Origin of the sequence: Paracoccus shandongensis (assembly GCF_017315735.1) — a bacterium.
Lineage (GTDB): Bacteria > Pseudomonadota > Alphaproteobacteria > Rhodobacterales > Rhodobacteraceae > Paracoccus > Paracoccus shandongensis.
On record NZ_JAFLRK010000053.1, the window covers coordinates 1 to 24,864 of the forward strand.

Sequence of the window (24,864 nt, forward strand, 5' to 3'; positions counted from 1 at the left end):
AATCCCCAGAAATGTCCCGGAACATCACCGCAACAGCGCCTCCGTCCCGTCCCCGCCAGCGTTCCCGCCTTCGGTGAAGCGGTATTTACGGAGAGGGGAGGGGAAGGGCAAGAAGGAAAATGCACCTGCCGGGCAACTTTCTTCTATCCTGCTGTTTCAGAAAGATTAGTTCATGCCCCGGTCCGGCCGTTTGTGGACGGCCAGCCAGTCCCGACGCATGGACCGGGACGAATCCTACCCTCATTATGCCACGACTCCCTGCAGGAATCGCCGTCCATGGCACCTTGGCAGCCCCAGAATCGCCGCAATGCCCATTTTGCAGGCAGTCTGGCCATCCCTGGTGACGCGCCGGTGACGGTTCCATGGCGGTTCGGAAACGAAAAAGGCGCGGCCCTTGCAGGTCGCGCCTTCTGGAAGTGCATGTCGCCGGAATCAGCGCTTCGAGAACTGGAAGCTGCGGCGGGCCTTGGCCTTGCCGTATTTCTTCCGTTCCACCACGCGCGAGTCGCGGGTCAGGAAGCCCGCGGCCTTCAGCGCGGCGCGCAGGCTGGGTTCATACAGCTGCAATGCCTGGCTGATGCCGTGCTTCACGGCGCCCGCCTGGCCCGACAGGCCGCCGCCCTTGACGGTGGCCTGAACGTCGAACTGGTTGGCAACGCCCGCCACGTCGAAGGGCTGGCGCAGGATCATCTGCAGCACGGGGCGCGCGAAGTATTCGGTGATGTCCTTGCCGTTCACGACGACCTTGCCGGAACCGGGCTTCACCCAGACGCGGGCAACGGCGTCCTTGCGCTTGCCGGTCGCATAGGAACGGCCATGCTGGTCGCGCTGCGCTTCGCGGCGGACGGGGGCGTCCGTCACGGCGGCATTGCCCGACACGACGGATTTCAGATCGTCGAGGCTCTTGATGTCTTCGGCCATAATCACGCGCTCCGGGTGTTCTTGGCGTTCAGGACCTTCACGTCCAGAACTTCGGGCTGCTGCGCCTCGTGCGGGTGCTCGGTCCCGGCATAGACGCGCAGGTGGGTCATCTGCTGCTTGCCCAGCTTGTTGCGGCTGATCATGCGTTCCACCGCCTTGATCACCACGCGCTCGGGATGGGCGCCTTCCAGCACCTGGCGGGCCGTGCGGTGCTTGATGCCGCCCGGGTGGCCGGTGTGCCAGTAGTATTTCTTGTCATCGCGCTTGTTGCCGGTCATCTGCACCTTGTCGGCGTTGATGATGATGACGTTGTCGCCCATGTCCATGTGCGGGGTGAAGGTCGGCTTGTGCTTGCCGCGCAGGCGATTGGCGACGATCGTGGCAAGGCGGCCCAGAACGACGCCCTCGGCGTCGATCAGGATCCACTTCTTCTCGATCTCCGCCGGTTTCGCGGTATAGGTTTTCATCTTTCGTCCCTTCAGGGTCGTGAAATTCCGAGATGGGGGTGTATCCGCGATCCCGGTCGATCCGTCAAGAACGGCGGCGCTGGTTAAATCTTTTAAAATCAAAGAATTGCGAAATAGGTATTTCAATACCACATCACAAGGGGCTGTTTTCCGGCTTCTTTGGCGGAATCGCATAGGTCATCGAGCAGCGGGCCACCGGATCGGCGCCTTCGTCGGGGAAGACCAGCGCCTCGGCCACCGCAAGGCTGCGCCCCAGCTTGAGGATCCGGCATTCGGCCAGCAGGTCGCGCCCCGCCTCGGGCTTGCGCATGAAGTCGATCGAGGCGTTGGTCGTCACCGCCAGCGCCACCGGCCCGATCCGCGACAGGATCGCGCAATAGATCGCCACGTCGGCCAGGGCGAAGATCGCCGGGCCGCCTACCGTTCCACCGGGCCGCAAGTGGCGGGCGTCCACGCGCAGCCGCGCGACCAGCCTGTCGGGCGCCACCGCCTGCACGCTGACGCTGTCAGCCATCTGCGGAAAGTCCGCAGCCAGAAAGGCGTTCAGCGCCTGCGCGTCCATCAGGATATCCATGCTTTTCCCCTGCCCTGTCCCCGCATAGGCTTTCGCCAAAGAAGGAGGGAGATCAAGATGGCAGACCTGATCCTGCGGCAGGACAGCGATGGGATCGCGCGGCTGTTGCTGAACAGCCCCGGCAACTTCAATGCCCTGTCGGTCGAGATGATCGCCGCGCTGGCGGCCGCGCTGCGCGACATTGCCGATGATAATGCCGTACGCGTGGTCGTCCTGGCGGCGAATGGCCGGGCCTTCTGCGCGGGACACGACCTGCGGCAGATGCAGGCGGCGCGAGACAGCGCGGATGGCGGCCGGGCGGCCTTTGCCGACCTGTTCGACAGTTGCGCCCGGATGATGCAGATGATTTCCGCCCTGCCCCAGCCGGTGATCGCCGAGGTTCAGGGAATCGCCACCGCCGCCGGATGCCAGCTGGTCGCGTCCTGCGACATGGCCGTGGCGGCGGAAGGGGCGCGCTTCGGCGTCAATGGCGTGAACATCGGGCTGTTCTGCTCGACCCCCATGGTCGCGCTGACCCGCGCCATCCCGCCCAAGGCCGCCTTCGAGATGCTGGTGACGGGCGAGTTCATCGACGCCGCCCGTGCCTTGCAGCTTGGCCTTGTCAACCGCGTCGCGCCGCCTGATGCGCTGACTGATACAACCATGCAGATGGCCGCCACCATCGCCGGCAAGCTTCCCGCCGCGATCCGCCTGGGCAAGCGCGCCTTCCACGACCAGTTGCGGCTTGGCCTGGCGGATGCCTATGACACGGCAGGCATAGCGATGTGCCAGAACATCCTGCTGCCCGACACCGCCGAGGGCATGGCGGCCTTCCTGGACAAGCGCCCGCCAAGCTGGGCCTGATGTTCACTTTGGCAAAAATATCCTCGGGGGTGAGGCCGCTTGCGGCCGAGGGGGCGGAAAGCCCCCTGCCCCCTTGCCGTCAGCGCGACGCCAGCGCCTTCACCAATGCGGTGAAATGCTCGCCGCGTTTCTCGAAGTTCGGATACTGGTCGAAACTGGCCGCGGCGGGGGCCAGCAGGACGGTCTCGCCCGGCTGGGCCTCGGACGCGGCGCGGGCGACGGCGGCCTCCATCGTCTCGGCGATCTCGTAGGAGGTCTGGCCGATTTCCAGCGCGAAGTCGCGGGCGGAATGGCCGATCAGATAGGCCTTGGTCACGCGGTTCAGATAGGGGGCCAGCGCGCCGATGCCGCCTTCCTTGCCCAGTCCCCCGGCGATCCAGCGGATCCGGTCGAAGGCTTGCAGCGCCTTGGCCGCGGCATCGACATTGGTGGCCTTGGAATCGTTGACGTAACGAACGCCGCCGATCTCGGCCACGGTCTGGCTGCGATGCGGCAGGCCCGCAAAGCTGTGGAACGCGGCCTCGATTTCCCGCGGAGCCAGGCCCACGGCGCGGCAGGCGGCATAGGCCGCGCAGGCGTTCTGGTGGTTATGCGCGCCCGGCAGGCCCTGGACCGCGCGCAGGTCGATCGAGGCTGCCTGCCGCCCCTTGCGGTATTCGCAAAGAAACCCCTTGCGCGCAAAGACCGACCAGGCCGCCCCGTCCAGCTTTTGCCCGGACGAGACGCGGATCACCCGGTCATCCGCCGGACCCATCGACAGCTGGTTGGCCAGATACAGCCCCTCGGTTTCGTCAATGCCGATCACCGCGCGATCCGGCCCGCCCTCGGCGAACAGCCGCCGCTTCGCGGCAAAATAGCCGCCGGGGCCACCGTGGCGGTCCAGATGGTCGGGCGACAGGTTGGTGAAGACCGCGACATCCGGCGTCAGCGCGCGGGCAAGTTCCGTTTGATAGCTGGACAGTTCCAGCACCACGACCTCTCCGTCGATGGCGGGTTCCAGCGACAATACGCCCGTTCCGATATTGCCGCCCATCTGGGTCGGGCGGCCCGATTCCTGCAGGATGTGGTGGATCAGCGCCGTGGTGGTGGACTTACCGTTCGATCCGGTCACGGCGATCACGCGGGGGGCGCGGTCGAAACCCTCCCAATCCTCGGTCGCGTAGCTGCGGAAGAACAGGCCGATGTCGTTGTCCACCGGGATGCCAAGCGCATAGGCCTTGGCGATGACCGGATGGGGCTTGGGGTAAAGATGCGGGATGCCGGGGCTGGTGATCAGGGCCGTGACGCCCGCCCAGGCATCGTCGCGGGTCAGGTCGGCGATGGTCAGGCCCTCGGCGGCTGCGGCTTCTCGGGTATCATTGCCGTCGTCCCAGGCGATGACGGTTGCGCCACCTGCCGCCAGGGCTGCAGCGGTGGCCTTGCCGGAACGGCCGAGGCCGAGGACGGCAATGGTTTGTCCTTCGACGCCTTGAACTGGGATCATTTAAGTTACTGCTTTCTTGAAAAGAATAAGAATGTGGCTAACAGCGACGATCATGCCTAGAAAAAAGATAAAAGCTGCGATGCTGACAGCATATTTGAGCCAAAGACGATCCGCTACCTTCGGATGATATTTCAAGGCGCCCATAACCGTGCCTAGCTGGAAAGAAAAAGCGCCCACTTGTAGCAGTAAAAGCGTCCAAGCAACTGTTACCGCAAGGTAGTAAAAGAAGATTGATAACGAACGATTAAACAGCAGACTAAGTATGCCTCTGTTTATCGCGTCAACACCTTTATCGGTTACAAGGTAGGCAAAAACGACTAACGCAATCACGCGTGTTAGCCGCGCGACAAGTTCGTCCACCGACTTGAAGAAACCCTCCATTACCGCAATTTCAGCGTCGCCAGCCCGATCAGCGCCAGGATCAGCGAGATGATCCAGAAGCGGATGACGATCTGCGGCTCGGCCCAGCCTTTCTTCTCGAAATGGTGGTGGATCGGGGCCATCAGGAACACCCGCCTGCCGGTGCGCTTGAAGTAGGCGACCTGGATGATGACCGACAGCGCCTCGACCACGAACAGCCCGCCGACGATGGCCAGGACGATCTCGTGCTTGGTGACGACGGCGATCGCGCCAAGCGCGCCGCCCAGGGCCAGCGATCCGGTGTCGCCCATGAAGACTGCCGCCGGGGGGGCGTTATACCACAAGAAGCCCAGGCCACCGCCGATCAGGGCCGAGACGAAGATCAGGATCTCGCCCGTGCCGGGAACGTGGTGGACGCCCAGATAGTCGGTGAAGTCCACCCGGCCCACGGTATAGGCGATGACGCCTAGGGTTCCGGCGGCGATCATCACCGGCATGATCGCCAGCCCGTCCAGACCATCGGTCAGGTTCACCGCATTGGCCGACCCGACGATCACCAGCATCCCGAAGGGGATGAAGAACAGCCACAGGTTCACCAGCACGTCCTTGAAGACCGGCAGCGCCAGCTGGCCCGTCAGATCCGCCGGATGCAGCCACATCGCCCAGGCCGAGGCGACAAAGGCCAGCGCCAGGCCCATCGCCATGCGCTTGCGGCCCGACACGCCCTTGGTGTTCTGCTTGCTGACCTTGGCATAGTCGTCGGCAAAGCCGATGGCGGCATAGCCAGCCGTGACCATGAGCACGATCCAGACATAGCCGTTGTCCAGCCGCGCCCAGAGCAGCGTGGAAAAGAACAGCGCCGACAGGATCAGGATGCCGCCCATAGTGGGGGTGCCCGCCTTGACGAAATGCCCTTCCGGCCCGTCGTCGCGGATCGGCTGGCCCTTTTTCTGCGTGCGGCGCAGATAGTTGATCAGAGGACGCCCGAAGATGAAGCCGAAGATCAGCGCCGTGAAGAAGGCCGCCCCCGCCCGGAAGGTGATATAGCGGAACAGGTTGAAGAGGTCGCCCCCTTCGGAAAGGCCGCTGAGCCAGTAAAGCATTGGTTATTCTTTCGTATCGGATGCGGGCGTTTGCGCCGATTTCCGCAGGGCGTCAACGACGGTCGAGATCTTCGAGGACTTGGAGCCCTTGACCAGCACGATGTCGCCGGGCGCGACCAGATCGGCCAGGCGCCCGGCCAGTTCCGCCGCCGTTTCCGCCCAGATGCCGCGTTTCGCGGGGGGCAGCGCGTCGTGCAGATGGCGCATCCGGGGACCGGCGCTGTGGACCAGATCGACAAGGGCCATCGCGGGGTCGTCGGCCATGGCGCGGTGCATGGGAATCTCGTCGTTGCCCAGTTCCAGCATGTCGCCCAGGATCGCCACGCGCCTCCCGCCTTGAAGGCCCGCCAGCGTGGCAAGCCCTGCCGACAAGGATGTCGGGTTGGCGTTATAGGCATCGTCGATCAGGCGGATGCCCGCCAGATCCTCGACCGCGCCGCGCCCGGCGGGGGGCAGCCAGTCGCCCAGGCGTTTCGCGGCTTCCTTCACGTCGGCACCGGCAGCAGCCAGCGCGGCCAGCACGCCGACGGCATTCATCGCAAAATGGGTGCCGGTGGTTTGCAACATGAAATCAACCGGTTCGCCGCCGATCCTTGCGCGGCACCGGATTGCGCCGTCCTGAGGCTTGGCCTGCACCAGCTTGGCCTGCCCGTCGCGGCCAAAGCCCATCACCAGGGCGCCCGCCGCATCCGCGCAGTCGCGCAGGATTTGCGTGACCGGCAGATCCTCGGGCAGGATGGCGTGGCCGATGGGTTCCAGGCCTTCGAAGATCGAGCCCTTTTCGCGCGCGATCCCCTCGATGGCGCCAAAGGCCTCCAGATGGGCGGCGGCCACGGTGGTGATCATCGCCACATGCGGGCGGGCCAGGCGCGACAGAGGCGCGATCTCGCCGGGGTGGTTCATGCCGATCTCGATGATGGCGAAATCGGTGTCGCGCGGCATCCGCGCCAGCGTCAGCGGCACGCCCCAGTGGTTGTTATAGCTGGCCTCGGCCGCGTGGATGCGTCCCTGCCCCGCCAGCGCCGTCCGCGCCATGTCCTTGGTCGAGGTCTTGCCGACCGATCCCGTAATCGCGATGACCTTGCCCGTCATGCGCTTGCGCCCGGCGCGGCCAAGCCCCTCAAGCGCGGCCAGCACATCGGGCACGACCAGCAGCGGCGCATCCGCCGCCACCCCGTCGGGGATGCGGCTGACCAAGGCGGCGCAAGCCCCTTTCTCCAGGGCGGCGGCGACGAAGTCATGGCCGTCGCGCACGTCCTTCAGCGCCACGAACAAGTCGCCCGGCTGGATCGTCCGCGTGTCGATGGACACGCCCGTTACGGTCCAGTCCCCCTGCGCCCGCCCGCCCGTGGCGGCGGCGGCGTCGTTGGCTGTCCAAAGGCTCATATCTTGCCGTCCAGTGCTGCGACCGCGACGGATGCCTGTTCGGCATCGTCGAAGGGATAGATGTCGTTGCCGATGATCTGGCCGGTCTCGTGCCCCTTGCCGCAGATCAAGAGCGCGTCGCCCGGCAGCAGCGCATCGACGCCGCGCAGGATCGCCTCGGCCCGGTCGCCGACTTCGGTGGCGTCGGGACCGGCGCCCTCCATCACGGCGGCGCGGATGGATGCCGGATCCTCGGTGCGGGGGTTGTCGTCGGTGACGATCACCACATCGGCGAATTGGCGCGCGGCCTCGCCCATCAGCGGGCGCTTGCCCCGGTCGCGGTCGCCGCCCGCGCCGATCACGCAAACGATGCGGCCCATCACATGCGGGCGCAGCGATTGCAGCGCGGCCACGACCGCGCCGGGCTTGTGGGCGTAATCGACAAAGACCGTCGCGCCGTTTTCCCGCTGCGCGACAAGCTGCATCCGGCCGCGCACGGTGTGCAGTTCGGGCAGGGCGCGCAGGGTGGCCTCAGCCGGATCGCCTGCCGCCAGCACCAGCCCCATGGCGGCCAGCACGTTTTCGGCCTGGAAGCCCCCGATCAGTGGCAAGCGGACCAGATGCGGCTGGCCCATTAGCGAGAAGCGCAGATCCTGCCCCGTCGCGTCGTAGCGCTGGCCCAGGATGCGCAGCATGGCGTTCTCATTCGTGCCAACAGTGGTGACAGCCAGCCCGCGATCCGTGGCGATGTCCAGCATCTGCCGCCCGCGTTCGCCGTCGATGTTGATGACCGCCGCCGCGCCGTCTTCAAGGATGTGGTTGAACAGCAGCGCCTTGGCCGCGAAATATTCGTCAAAGCCCGCGTGATAGTCCAGGTGGTCCTGGCTGAAGTTCGTGAACGCCCCCGCCTCGACCCGCACGCCGTCCAGGCGGCGCTGGTCCAGACCGTGGCTCGATGCCTCCATCGCGGCATGGGTGACACCTGCCGCTGCGGCCTCGGCCAGGATGCGGTGCAGGGTCAGGGGGTCGGGAGTCGTGTGGGCGAGCTTCGCGTGGTAATCGCCCTCGACCCCCATGGTGCCCAGGCTGATCGCCCTGTGGCCCAGGTGCTGCCAGATCTGGCGGGTGAAGCTGGCGACGCTGGTCTTGCCCGAGGTGCCGGTGACGGCCACGACATGGTCGGGTTGCGATTCAAACCACAGGGCGGCGGCACCGGCCAGGGCGGCGCGGGGATCGGCGGCCACCACCACGGCCCCGTCCCAGCCGGACAGGGCATCGGCCGCCATCTCGGCCCCGGCGCGGTCGGTCAGGATCGCGCCCGCCCCCATCCGCAGGGCATAGGGGATGAATTCCGCCCCATGCAGCGCCGATCCCGGCAGGGCGGCGAACAGGTGGCCGGGCTTCACGGTGCGGCTGTCCAGCGACAGGCCGGTGATGGCCGGGTCGCGCCCATCCCTTGCCCGCAGCCCCAGCTGCGACAGCGTTTTCGTGCCTTGTCCCACAGTTCCACCCGTCATTGGTTTGCGCTGACCTTTAGCGCATCGCCCGGTTGGGGTTCAACACGGGGGGCGAAGCGGGGCGCGATGACCGGCAGCTTTTCGTCGGTCACGGGTTCCAGCCCGACCAGCGGGGCCAGGCGGCGGATGATGGCGGATGCGACGGGCGCGGCGGTGGCGCCCGCCGTGCGGCTTTCCCCGCCCGGCCCGGTGACCGAGGGTTCGTCCAGCGTCACGATCATCACGTATTTCGGCGCGCTGGCCGGAAAGACGGATGCGAAGGTGGAAACCACCTTGTTGTCGTAATACCCGCCCGAGGGGCGCGGCTTGTCGGCGGTGCCGGTCTTGCCCGCGACCTCGTATCCCTCGACCTCGGCCTGCTTGGCGGTGCCGCGCGTGACGACCTGGCGCAGCATGTCCACCGCGCGGGCTGCGGCGCGTTCGGACAGGATCTGCTCGCCCTCGGGCCGGGTGCGGCCGTGGATCAGCGTGGGCGTGACCTTGCGGCCGCCATTGGCCACGGTGGCGTAAGCCGCGGCCAGATGCAGCGGGCTGGCGGCAAGGCCGTGGCCGAAAGACACGGTGGCGGCGGTCACGGCGGGCCAGCGAGTCGGCACCAGGGGCTTGCCGGTCGGCGCCTCGACCATCTCGATAGGCAGGGGATCGAAGAAGCCCAGCTTCTGCAGAAAGGCCTTCTGCCGCTCGACCCCGATCATCTGCGCGATCCTGACCGTGCCCACGTTCGAGGATTTCACGATCACGTCGGTGGCCGACAATTGCGGCCCATAGTTGGAAAAGTCGTTGATCCGGTATTTCCCGATCCGCATCGGCGAGGTGGTGTTGATGCCGCTGTTGGGATTGATGATCGCCAGATCCAGCGCCTGCGCGACGGGGAAGATCTTGAAGGTGGACCCCAGTTCATACTGCCCCTGCACCGCGCGGTTGAACAGCGGGCTGTCGGACGGGTCACCCTTCAGCAGCGGTCGGGGCCGGTCGTTCGGATCGAAATCGGGCAAGGACGCCATCGCCAGGATCTCGCCCGAGCCGATCTCCATCAGGATGCCGGTGGCGCCCTTGGCGCTCATCACCTCCATGCCCGAGGCCAGCACCTGCTCCATCGCCGCCTGGACGGCCAGGTCGATGGACAGTTGCAGCGGCGCGCCCTCGTTGGCCGGGTCGCGCAGCCAGCCGTCGAAGGCCTTTTCCACGCCCGCGACGCCCAGAACCTCGGCGCTGTCCACGCCTTCGTTGCCGAAACCGGATCCGCCCAGGATGTGGCTGGCGATATGGCCGTTGGGATAAACGCGCATCTCGCGCGGGCCGAACAGCAGGCCGGGCTCGCCCAGGTCATGGACGGCCTGCATCTGTTCGGGCGACATCTTGCGCTTGATCCACATGAACTTGCGGCTGCCGGTGAAGTCGCGCAGCAGCTTGTCGCCGTCCAGGTCGGGGAAGATCCGCGCCAGGCCCCGCGCCGCGCCCACCGGATCGACCATCTGGTGCGGGTGGGCATAAAGCGAATGGGTCAAAAGGTTCGTCGCCAGCACCCGGCCATGGCGGTCGGTGATGTCCGCGCGCTGCGAGACGATCTGCGCCGACATGACCTCGCTCTGCGGCTCGATCGGATCGCTGGAGGCCAGCGCGCCCATGCGCACCCCCACCACCCCGAAGCCCAGCACGAACAGGCTGGCCATCAGCGCCAGCCGCCCCTCGGCCCGGCGGCGGGCCTTGTCCTGGATGGCCTCGTGGCGCAGGCGGCGGTTCTCGGCCTCGATGGCGTCGGGATTCTCGCCACGCTCGCGGGCGCGGAGGATGCGGGCCAGGGGACGCAAGGGGATGCGGATCATGACGGTCACTCCTGCAGGGCGGCGGGGTTGTCGGACGATTCGGCCTGGGCTTCGGGCGGCGCGGGCGGCCTGGGATAGTCGATATGGCCCAAGTCCATCACCTGCCCCGCCTCGCGCGGGATCAGTTGCAGCCGGTCGAAGTTCAGATCGACCAGTTCCCGCAGCCGGTCGGGGCGGTTGAGATAGGCCCATTCGGCGCGCAGCACGCCCAGATCCTCGCGCAACTGGGCGATCTCGCGCTGGACCTGGCTCATCTCGCCCAGGGCGGCCTGGGTGCGGTAATTCTCGCGGTAGGCCCAGAAGGCCAGGCCCATGACCAGAAGCGCGCAGGCGAGATAGGTCAGGGGACGCATCAATGGCCCCCCTTCGGCAGGCGCGGCATGGCCAGGGCGTCGGCATCGACCGCAGCAGCCGGGGCGTCGGTGCGGACCGCCACGCGCAACAGGGCGGAGCGGGCGCGGGGGTTTGCCGCTTCCTCGTCGGGGTCGGGGCCGATGGCGCGGCGAAACGGCATGGTGAAGGCGGCGGGGGCCACGTCCTGCACGGGGGCATAGCGGCTGCCCCCGCCCGCGCTGTTCGACCGCGCCTGCATGAACCGCTTGACGATCCGGTCCTCCAGCGAATGAAAGCTGACCACGGCCAGCTTGCCGCCGGGCTTCAGGGCGCGTTCGGCGGCGGACAGGCCATCGACCAGCTGGCGGAATTCGTCGTTCACCCAGATGCGGATCGCCTGGAAGCTGCGGGTGGCGGGGTGGCTTTGCCCGGGCTTCGGGCGCGGCAGGCACCCGGCCACGACCTCGGCCAGATGCGCCGTGCGGGTCAGCGGGCGGGCGGCGACGATGGCGCGGGCGATGCGGCGGGCGGCGCGTTCCTCGCCGTAATGATACAGGACATCGGCGATCACCGATTCCTCGGCCGTGTTCAGCAGGTCGGCGGCCGACGGCCCCGCCTGCTCCATCCGCATGTCCAGCGGCCCGTCGCGCAGAAAGGAAAAGCCCCTCTCCGCCAGATCAAGCTGCATGGAACTGACGCCCAGGTCCAGCACCACCCCGTCCAGCGATTCGCCCGCAAGTTGATCAAGGTCCGAGAACGTCCCCTCGACCAGCCGCAGCCGGTCGCCGTATTGGCCCGCCCAGGATGCCGCCATGTCGAAGACCAAGGGGTCGCGGTCCACGCCGATCACCCGGTCCGCGCCCGCCGCCAGCAGGCCCCGGGAATAGCCCCCCGCCCCGAAGGTGCCGTCCAGCCAGACGCCGGACACGGGCGCGACCGCGCGAAGCAGCGGCGCCAGCAGGACGGGAACATGCGATTCCGTCATGGCCTAGCCCTCGTCCACCTGGTCCAGGAAGGACCGGGGATCGAATTCGGGACCGTGCTGGGCGGTGAAATCCTCCAGCGCCGCGACATCCTTGGGCCGCGAGTCGGGGTGGTAAACCTGGATGTAATCGCCGCGCGATTCGAAGATCGTTTCGGATCCTTCGGTAAAGCCCAGCTTTTCGCGCAATTTCTGGGGCAGCACCAACCGGCCTTCCTTGTCGATTTCCAGATCGGTGGACTGGCCGTTCATCAGCATTTCCAGCCAGCGGCGCTCGGGCGAGCCGCGCGTCAGCTTGTCGATCTGCTCGTCGATTTCCTCGATGGCGTCGATGGTGTAAAGCTCGATCCAGTTCCACCAGTCGGGGCCGTAAACGGCCACCAGTTGCGTGCGGCCCGTGTTGGCGGTGGCGAATGCGGGGTCGCCGGCATCGAACACGCGCCGCAGCCGGGCCGGGATCGACATTCGACCCTTGCCATCGACCTTGACGGATTCAGTGCCTCTGAACTTCCGCGCCACTCTTGGCCTGCCTCACTGCCGCTCTTTCGCCCGCCCGAAAGAGAAAGGGCGGACCGGGCCGCTGCCACTGCCCGATCCGCCGCCCTCGTTCCCCGTCCTGGCCCCTTTATCGGGGTCTGGCCCTGTCACGCGCCACCTGGGGGAGGTGCTGCTCGCGCGTGTGGGCGCTTATTTGGAAAACGGATGCCTGTATGAAAGCCTGCTCGCCTGCGGGGTCTTGGTGCCCCATCGCTGCCCGTCTTCGTGATCTGGTTGTGGCATGGGAATTCACGGGAAGCAACGGTATTCTTCGCCAAGCGGTGAAACCAAAGCGCGAACGGCGGAATGCCGCAAACGGGCCATCCGCCTGTTCCGAATCGGAAAAAGCCCCATTGCTGGGGATCCAAGCGGATTAAACACACCAAATCTAGGGGATTAACTTTTGTTACTTTGCGCGCCGTGAACCGGCGCCGCCCCTGCGGGGCAGCCCCATCTGTTGCCACTTATCCACAGAAAATCGGCAATGCGGATTTATCGCTCACAGGTGCTCACGGGACTGCGACGGGACGCGACATCGGTTGCAACGCCCCAAGGCCCTGCATTCCCGTCCCTTCCCAGGCGGTTCCGGCCTCAGGCCACGCCGCCCTGGATCAGACGCTCTGCCAGCCGCGCATAGGCCTGCGCCGTCGCGCCGTCCCCCAAGGCCACCGGACGGCCCGAATCGCCCGCAAGCCGCACGTCCAGTTCCAGCGGCAGCTCGCCCAGGAAGGGCAGGCCCAGCTGCGCCGCCTCGGCCGCCACGCCGCCATGGCCGAACAGATGCGCCTCGTGCCCGCAATTGGGGCAGACATAGGTGGACATGTTTTCCACCAGGCCCAGGACCGGGGTCTTCAGCTTGTTGAACATGTCGATGGCGCGCCGCGCATCCAGCAGCGCCACGTCCTGCGGGGTCGAGACGATCACCGCCCCGGTCACGGCGGCCTTCTGGCACAGGCTCAGCTGCACGTCGCCGGTGCCGGGCGGCAGGTCGATCAGCAGCACGTCCAGCTCGCCCCAGTTCACCTGCCCCAGCATCTGCTGCATCGCGCCCATCAGCATGGGGCCGCGCCAGACCACGGCCTCGCCTTCCTTCAGCATCAGGCCGATGGACATGACGGTGACGCCATGGGCGTGCAGCGGCTCGATATGCTGGCCGTCGGGGCTGGCCGGTCGGGCAGACACCCCCATCATGCGCGGCTGCGAGGGGCCATAGATGTCGGCGTCCAGCAGCCCCACCCTGCGCCCCGCCCGGGCCAGCGCCACCGCGAGGTTCGAGGTGACGGTGGACTTGCCGACGCCACCCTTGCCCGACCCGATGGCGACGATGTTCCTGACGCCCGGAATCGCCTGCGGCCCCGCCTGCGCGGTCGGATGCCGCCCGATCTGCAACGAGGGCGCGGCCCCGGACCCGGACGACCGGGCGACCTGGGGCTTGCCCGCCGGCGCGGTCATGACGATCTGGACCTTGGCCACGCCCGGCAGCGCCTCCAGCCGGCGCTTGGCCTCGGCCTCGACAGGGGCAAGGGCTCGCGCGGCGGTTGCATCCGCGACCTCCAGCACGAATCTGACCGTGCCGTCTTCCACCGTGAAAGCACGCACCAGATCGGCTTTTTCCAGCGTCCGCCCGTCCGGCAGAAGGATATCAGAGATTGCCCTTAGGGCAGCTTCGCGGTTCACGGACATGTCAGGCCTGTTCTTGCAACAACAGCGTCAACATGGTCCAAGGCGGCCCCCGCATCAACCACCCGCCGCAATTTGCGGCACCGCGCCGCCAGCCAGGCATCCAGCGCCTGTTTTTGCAGCGCGGCGTGATCGCTAACGAACCCCGACTGTAACAATTTTGTCATAAATCGCAGGGTTAAAGGGGCAAGGTGACGCGCCAGTCATGCGATTGCTGCATGGCAGCATTCCCGAATGATCCGTTGTGCAGATGCAGCATTAGCGCCATCTTGGGTCCATCGAAACAGCGCCGGGCCAATCCGGGCAGGGCGCAGACGCAAGAACAAAAGACACGCTGAAAAGGACACCGCCATGGCTGCCATCGCCCATACCCATAACGCCGCCGCCGCCACTGGCTTCGCCGGCCGTCTGATGGCCGCGATCCAGCACATGCAGGAAAACCGCGCCCGCCGCGCCATCTATCGCCAGACAGTGCGCGAACTGAACGCCCTGACAAGCCGCGACCTGGCGGATCTGGGCATCAACCGCGCGATGATCACCCGCCTGGCCCACGAAGCGGCCTGGGGCAAGTAAGAACAAGGCATTCCGCCCCACCCTCCTCCCCGGGGCCGGACAGGCAGCATCCCCTCCTCCTCCCGGAGGATGCCGCCGAAACAGCGCCGGAACCCTTTCTCCTCCCTGGGGTTTCAGCGACAGGCGGCGACCCCCTCCTCCTCCCTGGGGTCGCCGCACAAGGATCATAGCCGCCCCGTTTCGCGGCACCAGAACACGGCCCGCCCCTCCTCCTCCCTGGGCAGGCCGTCTGCGGTGAAGCCTCTCCTCCTCCCCGGCTGAACCGCACCCCATATAGCCGCCCCATTCGCGGCACCCTGATGCGACGGACCTCTCCTCCTCCCCATGGTCCGTTCGTTTGCGGCAACGGCCTCTCCTCCTCCCTGGCCTTGCCGCACCCCATACGCGGCCCCTCCCTCCTCCCTGGGCCAGCGTCATGCGGCGGCGCCCTCCTCCTCCCTGGCCGTGCCGCACCCCAAACGCGGCCCTCCCTCCTCCCCGGGCCAGCGTTCCGCGGCGGCGCCCCTCCTCCTCCCTGGGCGCCGCCGCTTTTCATTTGCGGCCCCGGAACCCGGCGATTCGCCCCGCGTTGAGCGGCAAAAGGGGATGGGCATGAGCAAATTCCGCGTGGGCACGACCGTCGAATGGGACTGGGGCAAGGGCACCGCCACCGGCACCATCGCCGAATCCTTCACCAAGCCGGTCGAGCGCACCATCAAGGGCGCCACGATCAAGCGGAACGCCGATCCCGAAAACCCCGCCTACCTGATCGAACAGGAGGGCGGCGACCGGGCGCTGAAAAGCCATTCCGAACTGCGCAAGGCGACTTGAGGCTTTCGCCGCCGGGTGGCGCGGGCTAAGGGCGGAACATGCTCAGCTATCAACACGCATATCACGCGGGAAACCTGGCCGACCTGCACAAGCACGCGCTGCTGGCCGCCGCGCTGGATTACCTGACGCGCAAGGACAAGCCCTTGTCCTATCTGGAAACCCATGCCGGGCGCGGGCTTTACCGCCTGGACGGGGCCGAGGCCGTGAAAACGGGCGAAGCGCGCGCAGGCATCCGCCGGGCCGAGGCCGAGGGCTGGCTGCCCCAGGACCACCCCCTGCTGGCCGCCTTGGCGCAGGTTCGCCGCAGTCATGGCCCATCCGCCTATCCCGGATCGCCGCTGATCGCCGCGCATTTCCTGCGCCGGGGCGACGCCGCCCATCTGGCCGAACTGCACCCCGCCGAATACGAGGCGCTGACCCATGTGGCGGGCTTTGCCACGCTGCACCGGCAGGACGGTTTCCAGATGGCGCAGGCGGTCTGTCCCCCGACCCCCCGGCGGGGGCTGATCCTGATCGACCCCAGCTTCGAGGTGAAGGCGGATTACGCCGCGATCCCGCGCCAGATCGGGCTGATCGCGCGCAAGTGGAACGTGGGCGTCATCGCCCTGTGGTATCCGGTCCTGACGGACAACCGCCACCGCCCGATGCTGGATGCGCTGGTGGCCGCCCATCCCGACGCCCTGCGGTCCGAGGTGTCCTTTGCCCCCGCCCGCCCCGGCCATTCCATGGTGGGATCGGGCATGTGGGTGCTGAACGCCCCCTTCGGCCTGGCCGAGGAAGCCGCGCGAATCGAGGCGATCTTCCGCCGGAACGCCTGATCGGGGGGATTCCCCTGCCCTTGCCCCTGTGGCATGATCCCCCCACCAACCCAGAACGGCCCGTTCCATGTCGCAGCGTCTTTCCCTCAGCGCCACCATCCTTCTGGCCCTGGCCGTGGCCCTGGGCGTCTATTTCGCCTTTGCCGCCGTGCAGGGCCCCTCGGGCATCCTGCGCCGCATCCAGATCGAGGCGGAAACCGTCGAACTGGCCGCCGAACGCGACAAGCTGAAGGCCGAGGTGCAGCAGATGCAGAACCTGACCCGGCGGATGTCGGACGAATACCTGGATCTGGACCTGCTGGACGAACGCGCCCGCGAGGTGCTGGGTGTGATCCGCGCGGACGAGGTGATCCTGCGCTGACGCACCGTCACCCCGGCCCACCTTCGCGGATTGCGCCCCCTTTCGTGATCGGCTACGGATAGTTTAACGCTGAACTATTCCGACCACGCATCCAGGAGGACCCCCCGCATGGCCAGGAAGCCTGCCCCCGCAGCCGAAGCCCAATCCCCCGACACCCTGTCGAACGTCTCCCGGGACGAGCTGCTGCACTATTACCGCGACATGCTGCTGATCCGCCGGTTCGAGGAAAAGGCAGGCCAGCTTTACGGCATGGGCCTGATCGGCGGCTTCTGTCACCTGTATATCGGCCAGGAAGCGGTCGTTGTGGGCCTGGAAGCGGCCACCAAGGAAGGCGACAAGCGCATCACGTCCTATCGCGACCACGGCCACATGCTGGCCTGCGGCATGTCCGCGCGCGGCGTGATGGCCGAACTGACGGGCCGCGAGGGGGGATACTCCAAGGGCAAGGGCGGCTCGATGCACATGTTCAGCCGCGAAAAGCATTTCTACGGCGGCCACGGCATCGTCGCGGCGCAGGTGCCGCTGGGCGCGGGCCTGGCCTTCGCGGATAAATACCTGGGCAATGACAACGTGACCTTCGCCTATTTCGGCGACGGCGCGGCCAACCAGGGCCAGGTTTACGAGACCTATAACATGGCGATGATCTGGGAACTGCCGGTCATCTTCGTGATCGAGAACAACCAGTATGCCATGGGCACGTCGGTCAAGCGGTCCACGAAATCGACCACGCTGTTCGGTCGGGGCGAGGCCTTCGGCATCCCCGGCGAGCAGGTGGACGGCATGGACGTGCTGGCCGTGAAGGCTGCGGGCGAAAAGGCCGTGGCCCACTGCCGCGCGGGCAAGGGGCCCTATATCCTGGAAGTCATGACCTATCGCTATCGCGGCCATTCGATGTCCGACCCCGCGAAATACCGCACGCGCGAGGAAGTGCAGAAGATGCGCGACGAACGCGACGCCATCGAGCATGTGCGCGAGCTGCTGCTGCAGGGCAAGCACGCGACCGAGGATGACCTGAAGGCCATCGACAAGGACATCAAGGACATCGTCAACGATTCGGCCGAGTTCGCCAAGGAAAGCCCGGAGCCCGCGCTGGAAGAACTCTGGACAGACATTTACGCCGAAGACCTGCCCCAGGGCAGCGCCGAAGAACACGCCTGAGGGAGGGTTGAACGAATGGCTACCGAAATCCTGATGCCCGCCCTGTCGCCGACGATGGAAGAAGGCACGCTGGCGAAATGGCTGAAGAAGGAAGGCGATGCGGTCAAATCCGGCGACATCATCGCCGAGATCGAGACCGACAAGGCCACCATGGAATTCGAGGCGGTGGATGAAGGCATCCTGGGCAAGATCCTCGTCTCCGAAGGCTCGCAGGGCGTGAAGGTCAACACCCCCATCGCCGTCCTGGTCGAGGAAGGCGAATCCGCCGACGACGTGAAGGCCCCGGCCCCCGCTGCCGCCCCCGCCAAGGCGAAGGAAGCCCCCGCCGCATCCGCCGTGGAACAGGTCAGGACGCCCGAACCCGACCGCAGCCCCGACTGGCCCGAGGGCACCAGGATGAAGACCATGACCGTGCGGGAAGCCCTGCGCGAAGCCATGGCCGAGGAGATGGAGCGCGACGAGACCGTCTTCCTGATGGGCGAGGAAGTGGGCGAATACCAGGGCGCCTACAAGATCAGCCAGGGCCTGCTGGACCGCTTCGGCCCGCGCCGCGTGGTGGACACCCCCATCAGCGAAATCGGATTCGCCGGCATCGGCACCGGCGCGGCGCTGGCCGGTCTGCGCCCGATCGTCGAGTTCATGACCTTCAACTTCGCCATGCAGGCGATGGACCACATCATCAACTCGGCCGCCAAGACGCTCTACATGTCGGGCGGGCAGATGGGCTGCCCCATCGTCTTCCGCGGCCCGAACGGCGCCGCCGCCCGCGTGGCGGCCCAGCACAGCCAGGATTATGCCGCCTGGTATGCCTCGGTCCCTGGCCTGAAGGTGGTGATGCCCTATTCGGCGGCGGATGCGAAGGGCCTGATGAAGCAGGCGATCCGCGACCCGAACCCCGTGATCTTCCTGGAAAACGAAATCCTCTACGGCCGCTCCTTCGAGGTGCCGGACCTGCCCGATTTCACCATCCCCTTCGGCAAGGCCCGCATCGCGCGACAGGGCCGCGATGTGACCATCATCAGCTTCGGCATCGGCATGTCCCACGCCCTGGAAGCCGCCGACACCCTGGCCGGCGAAGGGATCGAGGCCGAGGTGATCGACCTGCGCACCCTGCGCCCCATCGACTATGCCACCATCATCGACTCGGTGAAGAAGACCAACCGCTGCGTCACGGTCGAGGAAGGCTTCCTCGTGGGCTCCATCGGGAACCACCTGTCGGCTTACATCATGGAAAACGCCTTCGATTATCTGGACGCGCCCGTGATCAATTGCACCGGCAAGGACGTGCCCATGCCCTATGCCGCCAACCTGGAAAAGCACGCCCTGGTCACGCCCGCCGAGGTGGTCGAGGCCGTGAAAAAAGTCACCTACCGCTAAGGGGAACGCATCATGCCGACAGAAATCCTGATGCCCGCGCTGTCCCCCACCATGGAGGAAGGGACGCTGGCCAAATGGCTGGTGAAAGAGGGCGACGCGGTGAAATCCGGCGACATCATCGCCGAGATCGAGACCGACAAGGCCACGATGGAGTTCGAGGCCGTCGATGAGGGCACCATCGGCAAGCTGCTGGTGACCGAGGGCAGCGCGGGGGTCAAGGTCAACACCCCCATCGCCGTGCTGCTGGAGGACGGCGAGGACGCCTCGGCGGCCACGGCGGCCCCTGCCAAGGCCGCGCCCGCTCCATCCGAGGAAAGGGCGGCCGCCGAGAAAAGCTATGGCAGTCCGATGAACCCGCCGATCGCGGGGGATGCCGGGTCTGCCAAGGCAGCGCCCGCCAGCTCCGAGGGCAACCGCGTCTTCGCATCCCCCCTGGCTCGCCGCATCGCCGCCGAAAAGGGCATCGACCTGTCCGGCATCACCGGCACCGGCCCGCGTGGCCGGATCGTCAAGGCCGATGTCGAAGGCGCGCAGCCCGGCACGGCCAAGCCCGCCCTGGCCCCCGCCGCCGCCGCGCCCGCTGCGGCCCCGGCCCCTGCCACGCAGGCCCCTAAAGCGCCCTCGGCCGACGCGATCCTCAAGATGTATGCCGACCGCGAAACGACCGAGGTTCCGCTGGACGGGATGCGCCGCACCATCGCCGCGCGCTTGTCCGAGGCCAAGCAGACCATCCCGCATTTCTACCTGCGCCGCTCGGCCAGGCTGGACGCGCTGATGGACTTCCGCGCCATGCTGAACAAGCAGCTGGAATCGCGCGGCGTGAAGCTGTCGGTCAACGACTTCATCATCAAGGCCTGCGCCTTGGCCCTGCAACAGGTGCCCGATGCGAACGCCGTCTGGGCAGGCGACCGGATCCTGAAGCTGAAGCCCTCGGACGTGGCCGTGGCCGTCGCCATCGAAGGCGGCCTGTTCACCCCGGTCCTCAAGGACGCGCACCAGAAGACGCTCTCGGCCCTGTCGGCGGAAATGAAGGACCTGGCCAGCCGCGCCAAGTCGAAGAAGCTCGCCCCCCACGAATACCAGGGCGGCAGCTTCGCGATCTCGAACCTCGGCATGTTCGGGATCGAGAACTTCGACGCGGTCATCAACCCGCCCCATGGCGCGATCCTGGCCGTCGGCGCAGGCATCCAGACCCCTGTGGTGGAGGGGGGCGAGGTGGTCATCCGCAACGTCATGTCCATGACCCTGTCGGTCGACCACCGCGTCATCGACGGTGCCCTTGGCGCGCAACTGCTGGAAGCCATCGTCACCCATCTGGAAAACCCGATGGGGATGCTGGCCTGATCCAAGCTTACCTGAATGTCGAAAGGGGCGCCCCGAAAGCGCCCCTTTCTTTCATCTTGGTCCAAATATCCTCGGGGGTCCGGGGGCAGACAGCCCCCGGCGTCCGCGGGACGCACATCAGCGCAACGCATCCTCGATGGCGCCGACAAAGGCATCCAGGTCGTCCGGGTTGCGGCTGGTGATGATGCCCCGGTCCACAACGACCTTTTCATCCACCACCTCGGCGCCCGCGTTCTTCATGTCGGTGCGGATGGAATCATAGCTGGTCAACCGGCGGCCTTGGGCCAGACCGGCCTCGGCCAGCAACCAGGGGGCGTGGCAAATGGCGGCGACGGGCTTTCCGGCCTCGGCAAAGCTGCGGATCAGACTGACCGCCGTCTTGTCGGTGCGCAGGTTGTCAGGGTTGATGACGCCGCCCGGCAGGACCAGGACGTCGTAATCGCCTGCCCCCACATCGGCAATCGCCTTGTCGGCGGTCACGGACTTCCCCCAGTCGTCCTTGTCCCAGGCGGTGATCTCGCCCGCCGCAGGCGCGGCAATCTCGACGGTGTGGCCCGCGTCCTTCAGCTTTTCCAGCGGCACGAACAGTTCGGACTGCTCGAACCCGTCCGACGCCATGATCAGAACCTTTGCCATGAATGGCCTCCTTTCGCATCAGCCGACCCAATGCGGCGGCCCTGGCGAAGTTCCGACCTACTCCGCCGCCTGCCGGGGCCGGTTGACCCCGACCCGCCGCCCCACCCACCTGGTCAGCCGCCCCTGCCCGCCATGGATCAGCGAAAACAGCGCGGGCACGAACAGCAGCGACAGCACGGTGGACAAAAGCAGCCCGCCGATCACCGCAATCGCCATGGGCGCGCGGAACTCTCCCCCCTCGCCCGTCGCCAGGGCCGAGGGGATCATCCCCGCGCTCATGGCGATGGTGGTCATGACGATGGGGCGGGCGCGCTTGTGGACCGCGTCCAGGATGGCGTCGCGTTTCGCCACGCCGCGCTCGATGGCGGACAGCGCGAATTCCACCAGCATGATGGAATTCTTGGTGACGATCCCCATCAGCATCAGGAAACCGATCACCACCGCCATGCTGATCGAATGGCCGGTCACGAACAGCGCCAGGATCGCCCCGCCGATGGCCAGGGGCAGCGACAGCAGGATCGACACCGGCGTGATGAAGTTGTGGAACAACAGCACCAGCACGACATAGACCAGCATCACCCCGGCGCCCATGGCGGTGCCGAAGGCGCCGAAAACCTCGCCCATGATCTCGGCGTCGCCCGACGGCTGGATGCGCGTGCCGGGCGGCAGTTCGATCCGGTTCTGCAATTCGGTGACCTGCGCGCTGACCGGGCCAAGCAGCTCTCCGTCGGCCAGGTTGGCGCTGACCGTGGTCTGAAACTGGCGGTCGTATCGCCCGATCTCGGTCGCGCCCGCCGACAGGCTGACATCGGCCACCGCGCCCAGCGGCACCTGCCCTTGGGTCGAATTGACCCGCAGGTTCTGCACCGTCACCAAATCGGCGCGCGCCTCGGCGTTCAGGCGCACAACGATGGGGATCTGTTCGTCGCCCGCGTTGAATTTCGCCAGGTTCGATTCGACATCTCCCAGCGTCGCCACCCGCAGCGTCGTCGCCATGTCGCTGGCCGAGACGCCAAGCTGCGCCGCCACATCCGCGCGCGGCGTGATCTGGATTTCGGGCCGTTGCAGGCTGGCCGTAGTGGTGACGCTTTCCAGCGATGGCAACTGCGCCATCGCGGCGGCCAGGCGTTCGGCGGCCAGCGCCGCGCCCTCCTCGGTCGTGCCCAGGACGTTGATGGTCAGGTCGTTCTGGCCGTTCTCGTTCTGGAAGTTGATGCGCATGTCGGGCGTGCCGGACAGGCGGGCCTTCAACTCCTCCTCCAGCACGAATTGCGACCGGTCGCGGGTTTCCTTCTTGCCATAGTTGATCATTACCCGCGCCTCGGTCACGTCGGACCCGTCGCTGTAGACAAAGACCGACTGCACCTCGGGCACCTCGTCGATGCGGGCGGACAGGCGGCGGGCGGCGTCCTCGGTCTCGGCGATGGTCGCGCCGGGGGGCAGTTCGACCTGGATCTGGCTGCGGCCGATGTCGGATGCGGGGATGAACTCGGTCGGCAGCAGGGTCGCGGACCAGATGGATCCGGCGAAGATCCCCAGACCCGTCAGCAGCGTTAGCCCCCGGTGGCGCATGGTCCAGCCGACCACGCGCATCAGGGCGCGCATCACGAAGCCGTCGCGTTCCTCGGTCCCGTGCACCGTGCCGCGCATCAGATAGGCCGCCATCATCGGCGTGATGATCCGCGCCACCAGCAGCGAGAACAGGACCGAGACCGCTACCGTCAGCCCGAACTGCTTGAAATACTGCCCCGGGATCCCGCCCATGAAGCTGACCGGGGCAAAGACCGCGACGATGGAGAAGCTGATCGCGATGACCGTCAGCCCGATCTCGTTCGCGGCTTCCTCGGATGCCTCGTATGGGGGCACGCCCATGCCGATATGGCGGACGATGTTCTCGATTTCCACGATGGCGTCATCGACCAGGATGCCGGTGACCAGCGTGATGCCCAGCAGGCTGATGCCGTTCAGGGTGAAGCCCAGCCAGTGCATCACGAAAAAGGTCGGGATGATCGACAAGGGCAGCGCCACGGCGGCGACCAGCGTGGCGCGCCAGTTCCTCAGGAACAGGAAGACCACCACCACCGCCAGCGCCGCGCCTTCGTACAGCGTTTCCATCGCGCTGTGATAGCTGGCCTCGGTATAGGTGGTGGCGTCGTCGATCAGGGTGATGCGGGCGTTGGGGTAACGCTCGCCGATCCGGGCCAGGCGTTCCTTGGCCCCGTCCCCCGCCGCAAGGTCGGATGCGCCCGTGGTGCGGTAGATGCCGAAGGCCACGACCGGCTGGCCGTCCAGCAGGGCGAAACTGCGTTCATCGGCGGGGCCGTCGATCACGCGGCCCAACTGGTCCAGCCGGATCGTGCGGCCATTGGCGATGGTGATCGGGGCGCCTGCAAGCTGGTCCACGCTGTCCGCCGCGCCCAGGGTGCGGATCGAATATTCGCGCCCCGCCAGATCGCCGCGCCCGCCGCCCAGGTCGATGTTGCGGGCGCGAAGCTGGTTCGACACATCCGCCGCCGTCAACCCATGCGCCAGCAGCCGGTCGGGGTCCAGATCCACCTTGATTTCCCGCGCGGCGCCGCCGATGCGGGTGGTCTGGCCCACGCCGGGAACGGTGGAAAGTTCGCGCCCGATCACATCGTCCACGAATTTCGACAGCGATTCGATGGATTGCGTGGGATCGCTGACGGCATAGGTCAGGATCGGCATCCCCGTCACGTCCAGCCGCCGCACCAGCGGTTCGCTGATGCTTTCGGGCAGTTGCTGGCGGACGTTCGACACGGCGTCCTTGATGTCGTTCACCGCGCGGTCGCTGTCGGTTTCCAGCTCGAATTCCACGACAATCACCGCCGTGCTGTCGGTCGCGGTCGATGTCTGGTGGCGCACGCCGGTGACGGATGCGATGCTGTCCTCGACCGGCTGGATCACCTGGCTGGTCAGCTCGGCGGGGGCCGCGCCGGGCTGGTCGATGGTGACCTGCACCAGCGGCAGGTCGATGTTGGGCATGGCCGTGACCGGCAGGCGGGTAAAGCTGAAAAGCCCGACGATCAGCAGCACCAGGAAGACGGCGATGGGCGGGACCGGGTGGCGGATCGACAGGGTGGAAAAGTTCATGGCCCTGCCCCTTCGGCCGCGACCGGGCGCACCTGGTCGCCCGTGCGGAAGAACGCGCCCGAGCGGGTGATGACGGGTTCGCCGGGGGCCAGCCCCTCGGTGATCTCACGCCGTCCGTTCCACAGCAGCCCGGCGCGGACCGGGCGGGTCTCGACCCTGCCATCCTTGACGACCTGCACGCGTTCGCCCGCATCGTCGGCCAGCACGGCGCTGGCGGGGACCGTCACGGCCTGGCGGCGGTCGGTGATCACCCATCCGCTGGCGAATTGCCCGGTCCTGACGCCGGCGGCCTTGTCCATCGCGATGCGCATCACGCCAAGCCGCGTCACCGGATCGACCGAGGCCGGCACCAGCCGCACCTGCCCCGCCACGGGGCCTGCGCCCGCCACGGTGATCTCGGCCGGATCGCCGACCTTGAGGCTGGCAAGGGCTGTCTCGATCACCTCAGCCGACATCTCGACCGCGCCATCGGCCAGCAGGGTGAACAGCGGATCCGTCGCAGCACCCGCCAGCGCGCCCAGTTCGGCGCTGCGGGCAACCACGGTCCCGGCCACCGGGGCGGTGATGGCGGCGCGGTTCAGGTTCAGGTCCGCGATGCGCCGCGCGGCCTCGGCCTGGGCCAGGGCGGCGCGGGCCACGGCCAGCCCGTCGGCGGCGGATGCGGCCTGCGCGCGGGCATTCGCCT

The 24,864-nt window shown here is 67.0% G+C and carries 24 protein-coding genes; 8 read left to right on the forward strand and 16 right to left on the reverse strand.

The genetic code is table 11. From position 1 onward, the window contains the following. Positions 1-432 precede the first annotated feature (432 nt). The 3 genes from rpsI to JX613_RS18795 all read right to left on the reverse strand — a co-directional run bounded on the left by rpsI (position 433) and on the right by JX613_RS18795 (position 1,962). The gene (gene rpsI, locus JX613_RS18785; RefSeq protein ID WP_207103002.1) at positions 433-921 is read right to left on the reverse strand and encodes a 30S ribosomal protein S9; all 489 of its coding nucleotides are present in this window, start codon (positions 919-921) and stop codon (positions 433-435) included. A gap of 2 nt (positions 922-923) precedes the next feature. Next, positions 924-1,388, reverse strand: a complete 465-nt coding sequence (rplM, locus tag JX613_RS18790; protein WP_191308712.1) for a 50S ribosomal protein L13 — start codon at positions 1,386-1,388, stop codon at positions 924-926. 133 nt (positions 1,389-1,521) lie between these two features. After that, the gene (locus JX613_RS18795; RefSeq protein WP_207103003.1) at positions 1,522-1,962 is read right to left on the reverse strand and encodes a PaaI family thioesterase; all 441 of its coding nucleotides are present in this window, start codon (positions 1,960-1,962) and stop codon (positions 1,522-1,524) included. A gap of 57 nt (positions 1,963-2,019) precedes the next feature. Between JX613_RS18795 and JX613_RS18800 the strand changes: the two genes are divergently transcribed. Continuing rightward, a complete protein-coding gene (locus JX613_RS18800; RefSeq protein ID WP_207103004.1) occupies positions 2,020-2,805 on the forward strand; it encodes an enoyl-CoA hydratase in 786 nt (261 codons plus the stop codon). A gap of 79 nt (positions 2,806-2,884) precedes the next feature. On the opposite strand, the gene murD is transcribed toward JX613_RS18800, so the two are convergent. From murD to JX613_RS18850, 10 genes are all read right to left on the reverse strand, one after another. After that, the gene (gene murD, locus JX613_RS18805; RefSeq protein WP_207103005.1) at positions 2,885-4,288 is read right to left on the reverse strand and encodes a UDP-N-acetylmuramoyl-L-alanine--D-glutamate ligase; all 1,404 of its coding nucleotides are present in this window, start codon (positions 4,286-4,288) and stop codon (positions 2,885-2,887) included. Continuing rightward, complete coding sequence (locus JX613_RS18810) at positions 4,289-4,648, reverse strand: hypothetical protein (protein ID WP_207103006.1); 360 nt, start codon at positions 4,646-4,648, stop codon at positions 4,289-4,291. It abuts the gene before it with no gap. Positions 4,649-4,668: 20 nt separating this feature from the next. Further along, a complete protein-coding gene (gene mraY, locus JX613_RS18815) occupies positions 4,669-5,751 on the reverse strand; it encodes a phospho-N-acetylmuramoyl-pentapeptide-transferase (RefSeq protein WP_207103007.1) in 1,083 nt (360 codons plus the stop codon). Between the two features lie 3 nt (positions 5,752-5,754). After that, positions 5,755-7,137 (reverse strand): UDP-N-acetylmuramoyl-tripeptide--D-alanyl-D-alanine ligase, encoded by a 1,383-nt coding sequence (locus JX613_RS18820; protein WP_207103008.1) that lies wholly within the window; start codon positions 7,135-7,137, stop codon positions 5,755-5,757. Next, positions 7,134-8,633 (reverse strand): UDP-N-acetylmuramoyl-L-alanyl-D-glutamate--2,6-diaminopimelate ligase, encoded by a 1,500-nt coding sequence (locus JX613_RS18825; protein WP_207103009.1) that lies wholly within the window; start codon positions 8,631-8,633, stop codon positions 7,134-7,136. The genes JX613_RS18820 and JX613_RS18825 overlap by 4 nt, the downstream gene beginning before the upstream one ends. Continuing rightward, positions 8,630-10,459, reverse strand: a complete 1,830-nt coding sequence (locus JX613_RS18830; protein ID WP_207103010.1) for a peptidoglycan D,D-transpeptidase FtsI family protein — start codon at positions 10,457-10,459, stop codon at positions 8,630-8,632. The genes JX613_RS18825 and JX613_RS18830 overlap by 4 nt, the downstream gene beginning before the upstream one ends. Positions 10,460-10,464: 5 nt before the next feature. Next, positions 10,465-10,812, reverse strand: a complete 348-nt coding sequence (gene ftsL, locus JX613_RS18835; protein ID WP_207103011.1) for a cell division protein FtsL — start codon at positions 10,810-10,812, stop codon at positions 10,465-10,467. Beyond that, positions 10,812-11,777, reverse strand: a complete 966-nt coding sequence (rsmH, locus tag JX613_RS18840) for a 16S rRNA (cytosine(1402)-N(4))-methyltransferase RsmH (RefSeq protein WP_207103012.1) — start codon at positions 11,775-11,777, stop codon at positions 10,812-10,814. The genes ftsL and rsmH overlap by 1 nt, the downstream gene beginning before the upstream one ends. A gap of 3 nt (positions 11,778-11,780) precedes the next feature. Beyond that, positions 11,781-12,293, reverse strand: a complete 513-nt coding sequence (locus JX613_RS20340) for a cell division/cell wall cluster transcriptional repressor MraZ (protein WP_207103013.1) — start codon at positions 12,291-12,293, stop codon at positions 11,781-11,783. Positions 12,294-12,902: 609 nt separating this feature from the next. Continuing rightward, a complete protein-coding gene (locus JX613_RS18850) occupies positions 12,903-13,994 on the reverse strand; it encodes an Mrp/NBP35 family ATP-binding protein (RefSeq protein ID WP_207103014.1) in 1,092 nt (363 codons plus the stop codon). Between the two features lie 348 nt (positions 13,995-14,342). Here JX613_RS18850 and JX613_RS18855 point away from each other — a divergent pair, with 348 nt between their 5' ends. The 7 genes from JX613_RS18855 to JX613_RS18885 all read left to right on the forward strand — a co-directional run bounded on the left by JX613_RS18855 (position 14,343) and on the right by JX613_RS18885 (position 20,432). Next, a complete protein-coding gene (locus tag JX613_RS18855; protein ID WP_237168732.1) occupies positions 14,343-14,564 on the forward strand; it encodes a DUF1127 domain-containing protein in 222 nt (73 codons plus the stop codon). Positions 14,565-15,155: 591 nt separating this feature from the next. Further along, positions 15,156-15,374: a hypervirulence associated TUDOR domain-containing protein gene (locus JX613_RS18860; RefSeq protein ID WP_207103015.1), complete on the forward strand. Its 219-nt coding sequence runs from the start codon at positions 15,156-15,158 to the stop codon at positions 15,372-15,374. Between the two features lie 38 nt (positions 15,375-15,412). Then, entirely contained in the window at positions 15,413-16,192 is a 780-nt protein-coding gene (rlmJ, locus tag JX613_RS18865; protein ID WP_207103016.1) for a 23S rRNA (adenine(2030)-N(6))-methyltransferase RlmJ, read from the forward strand. Positions 16,193-16,259: 67 nt separating this feature from the next. Next, on the forward strand, positions 16,260-16,553 hold the full coding sequence (locus tag JX613_RS18870) for an FtsB family cell division protein (protein ID WP_207103017.1): 294 nt from the start codon (positions 16,260-16,262) through the stop codon (positions 16,551-16,553). Between the two features lie 108 nt (positions 16,554-16,661). Then, the gene (gene pdhA, locus JX613_RS18875) at positions 16,662-17,711 is read left to right on the forward strand and encodes a pyruvate dehydrogenase (acetyl-transferring) E1 component subunit alpha (protein ID WP_207103018.1); all 1,050 of its coding nucleotides are present in this window, start codon (positions 16,662-16,664) and stop codon (positions 17,709-17,711) included. A 15-nt stretch (positions 17,712-17,726) separates the two neighbouring features. Next, positions 17,727-19,088, forward strand: coding sequence for a pyruvate dehydrogenase complex E1 component subunit beta (locus tag JX613_RS18880; RefSeq protein ID WP_207103019.1), 1,362 nt, complete (start codon positions 17,727-17,729; stop codon positions 19,086-19,088). Positions 19,089-19,100: 12 nt separating this feature from the next. Further along, entirely contained in the window at positions 19,101-20,432 is a 1,332-nt protein-coding gene (locus JX613_RS18885) for a pyruvate dehydrogenase complex dihydrolipoamide acetyltransferase (protein ID WP_207103020.1), read from the forward strand. 117 nt (positions 20,433-20,549) lie between these two features. Here the strand turns inward: JX613_RS18885 and JX613_RS18890 are convergent, their stop codons facing one another. The 3 genes from JX613_RS18890 to JX613_RS18900 all read right to left on the reverse strand — a co-directional run. Next, positions 20,550-21,068: a type 1 glutamine amidotransferase domain-containing protein gene (locus tag JX613_RS18890; RefSeq protein ID WP_207103021.1), complete on the reverse strand. Its 519-nt coding sequence runs from the start codon at positions 21,066-21,068 to the stop codon at positions 20,550-20,552. 57 nt (positions 21,069-21,125) lie between these two features. Continuing rightward, complete coding sequence (locus JX613_RS18895) at positions 21,126-24,179, reverse strand: efflux RND transporter permease subunit (protein WP_207103022.1); 3,054 nt, start codon at positions 24,177-24,179, stop codon at positions 21,126-21,128. Continuing rightward, the coding region (locus JX613_RS18900) for an efflux RND transporter periplasmic adaptor subunit (RefSeq protein ID WP_207103023.1) at positions 24,176-24,864 on the reverse strand (689 nt) is incomplete at its 5' end. The genes JX613_RS18900 and JX613_RS18895, both read right to left, overlap by 4 nt.

What these genes read in the sequence shown, in the direction of transcription:
- rpsI (WP_207103002.1), bottom strand. Translation starts at nt 921, where the DNA reads ATGGCCGAAGACATCAAGAGCCTCGACGATCTGAAATCCGTCGTGTCG.
- rplM (WP_191308712.1), bottom strand. Translation starts at nt 1,388, where the DNA reads ATGAAAACCTATACCGCGAAACCGGCGGAGATCGAGAAGAAGTGGATC.
- JX613_RS18795 (WP_207103003.1), bottom strand. Translation starts at nt 1,962, where the DNA reads ATGGATATCCTGATGGACGCGCAGGCGCTGAACGCCTTTCTGGCTGCG.
- JX613_RS18800 (WP_207103004.1), top strand. Translation starts at nt 2,020, where the DNA reads ATGGCAGACCTGATCCTGCGGCAGGACAGCGATGGGATCGCGCGGCTG.
- murD (WP_207103005.1), bottom strand. Translation starts at nt 4,288, where the DNA reads ATGATCCCAGTTCAAGGCGTCGAAGGACAAACCATTGCCGTCCTCGGC.
- mraY (WP_207103007.1), bottom strand. Translation starts at nt 5,751, where the DNA reads ATGCTTTACTGGCTCAGCGGCCTTTCCGAAGGGGGCGACCTCTTCAAC.
- JX613_RS18820 (WP_207103008.1), bottom strand. Translation starts at nt 7,137, where the DNA reads ATGAGCCTTTGGACAGCCAACGACGCCGCCGCCGCCACGGGCGGGCGG.
- JX613_RS18825 (WP_207103009.1), bottom strand. Translation starts at nt 8,633, where the DNA reads ATGACGGGTGGAACTGTGGGACAAGGCACGAAAACGCTGTCGCAGCTG.
- JX613_RS18830 (WP_207103010.1), bottom strand. Translation starts at nt 10,459, where the DNA reads ATGATCCGCATCCCCTTGCGTCCCCTGGCCCGCATCCTCCGCGCCCGC.
- ftsL (WP_207103011.1), bottom strand. Translation starts at nt 10,812, where the DNA reads ATGCGTCCCCTGACCTATCTCGCCTGCGCGCTTCTGGTCATGGGCCTG.
- rsmH (WP_207103012.1), bottom strand. Translation starts at nt 11,777, where the DNA reads ATGACGGAATCGCATGTTCCCGTCCTGCTGGCGCCGCTGCTTCGCGCG.
- JX613_RS18850 (WP_207103014.1), bottom strand. Translation starts at nt 13,994, where the DNA reads ATGTCCGTGAACCGCGAAGCTGCCCTAAGGGCAATCTCTGATATCCTT.
- JX613_RS18855 (WP_237168732.1), top strand. Translation starts at nt 14,343, where the DNA reads ATGGCTGCCATCGCCCATACCCATAACGCCGCCGCCGCCACTGGCTTC.
- JX613_RS18860 (WP_207103015.1), top strand. Translation starts at nt 15,156, where the DNA reads ATGAGCAAATTCCGCGTGGGCACGACCGTCGAATGGGACTGGGGCAAG.
- rlmJ (WP_207103016.1), top strand. Translation starts at nt 15,413, where the DNA reads ATGCTCAGCTATCAACACGCATATCACGCGGGAAACCTGGCCGACCTG.
- JX613_RS18870 (WP_207103017.1), top strand. Translation starts at nt 16,260, where the DNA reads ATGTCGCAGCGTCTTTCCCTCAGCGCCACCATCCTTCTGGCCCTGGCC.
- pdhA (WP_207103018.1), top strand. Translation starts at nt 16,662, where the DNA reads ATGGCCAGGAAGCCTGCCCCCGCAGCCGAAGCCCAATCCCCCGACACC.
- JX613_RS18880 (WP_207103019.1), top strand. Translation starts at nt 17,727, where the DNA reads ATGGCTACCGAAATCCTGATGCCCGCCCTGTCGCCGACGATGGAAGAA.
- JX613_RS18885 (WP_207103020.1), top strand. Translation starts at nt 19,101, where the DNA reads ATGCCGACAGAAATCCTGATGCCCGCGCTGTCCCCCACCATGGAGGAA.
- JX613_RS18890 (WP_207103021.1), bottom strand. Translation starts at nt 21,068, where the DNA reads ATGGCAAAGGTTCTGATCATGGCGTCGGACGGGTTCGAGCAGTCCGAA.
- JX613_RS18895 (WP_207103022.1), bottom strand. Translation starts at nt 24,179, where the DNA reads ATGAACTTTTCCACCCTGTCGATCCGCCACCCGGTCCCGCCCATCGCC.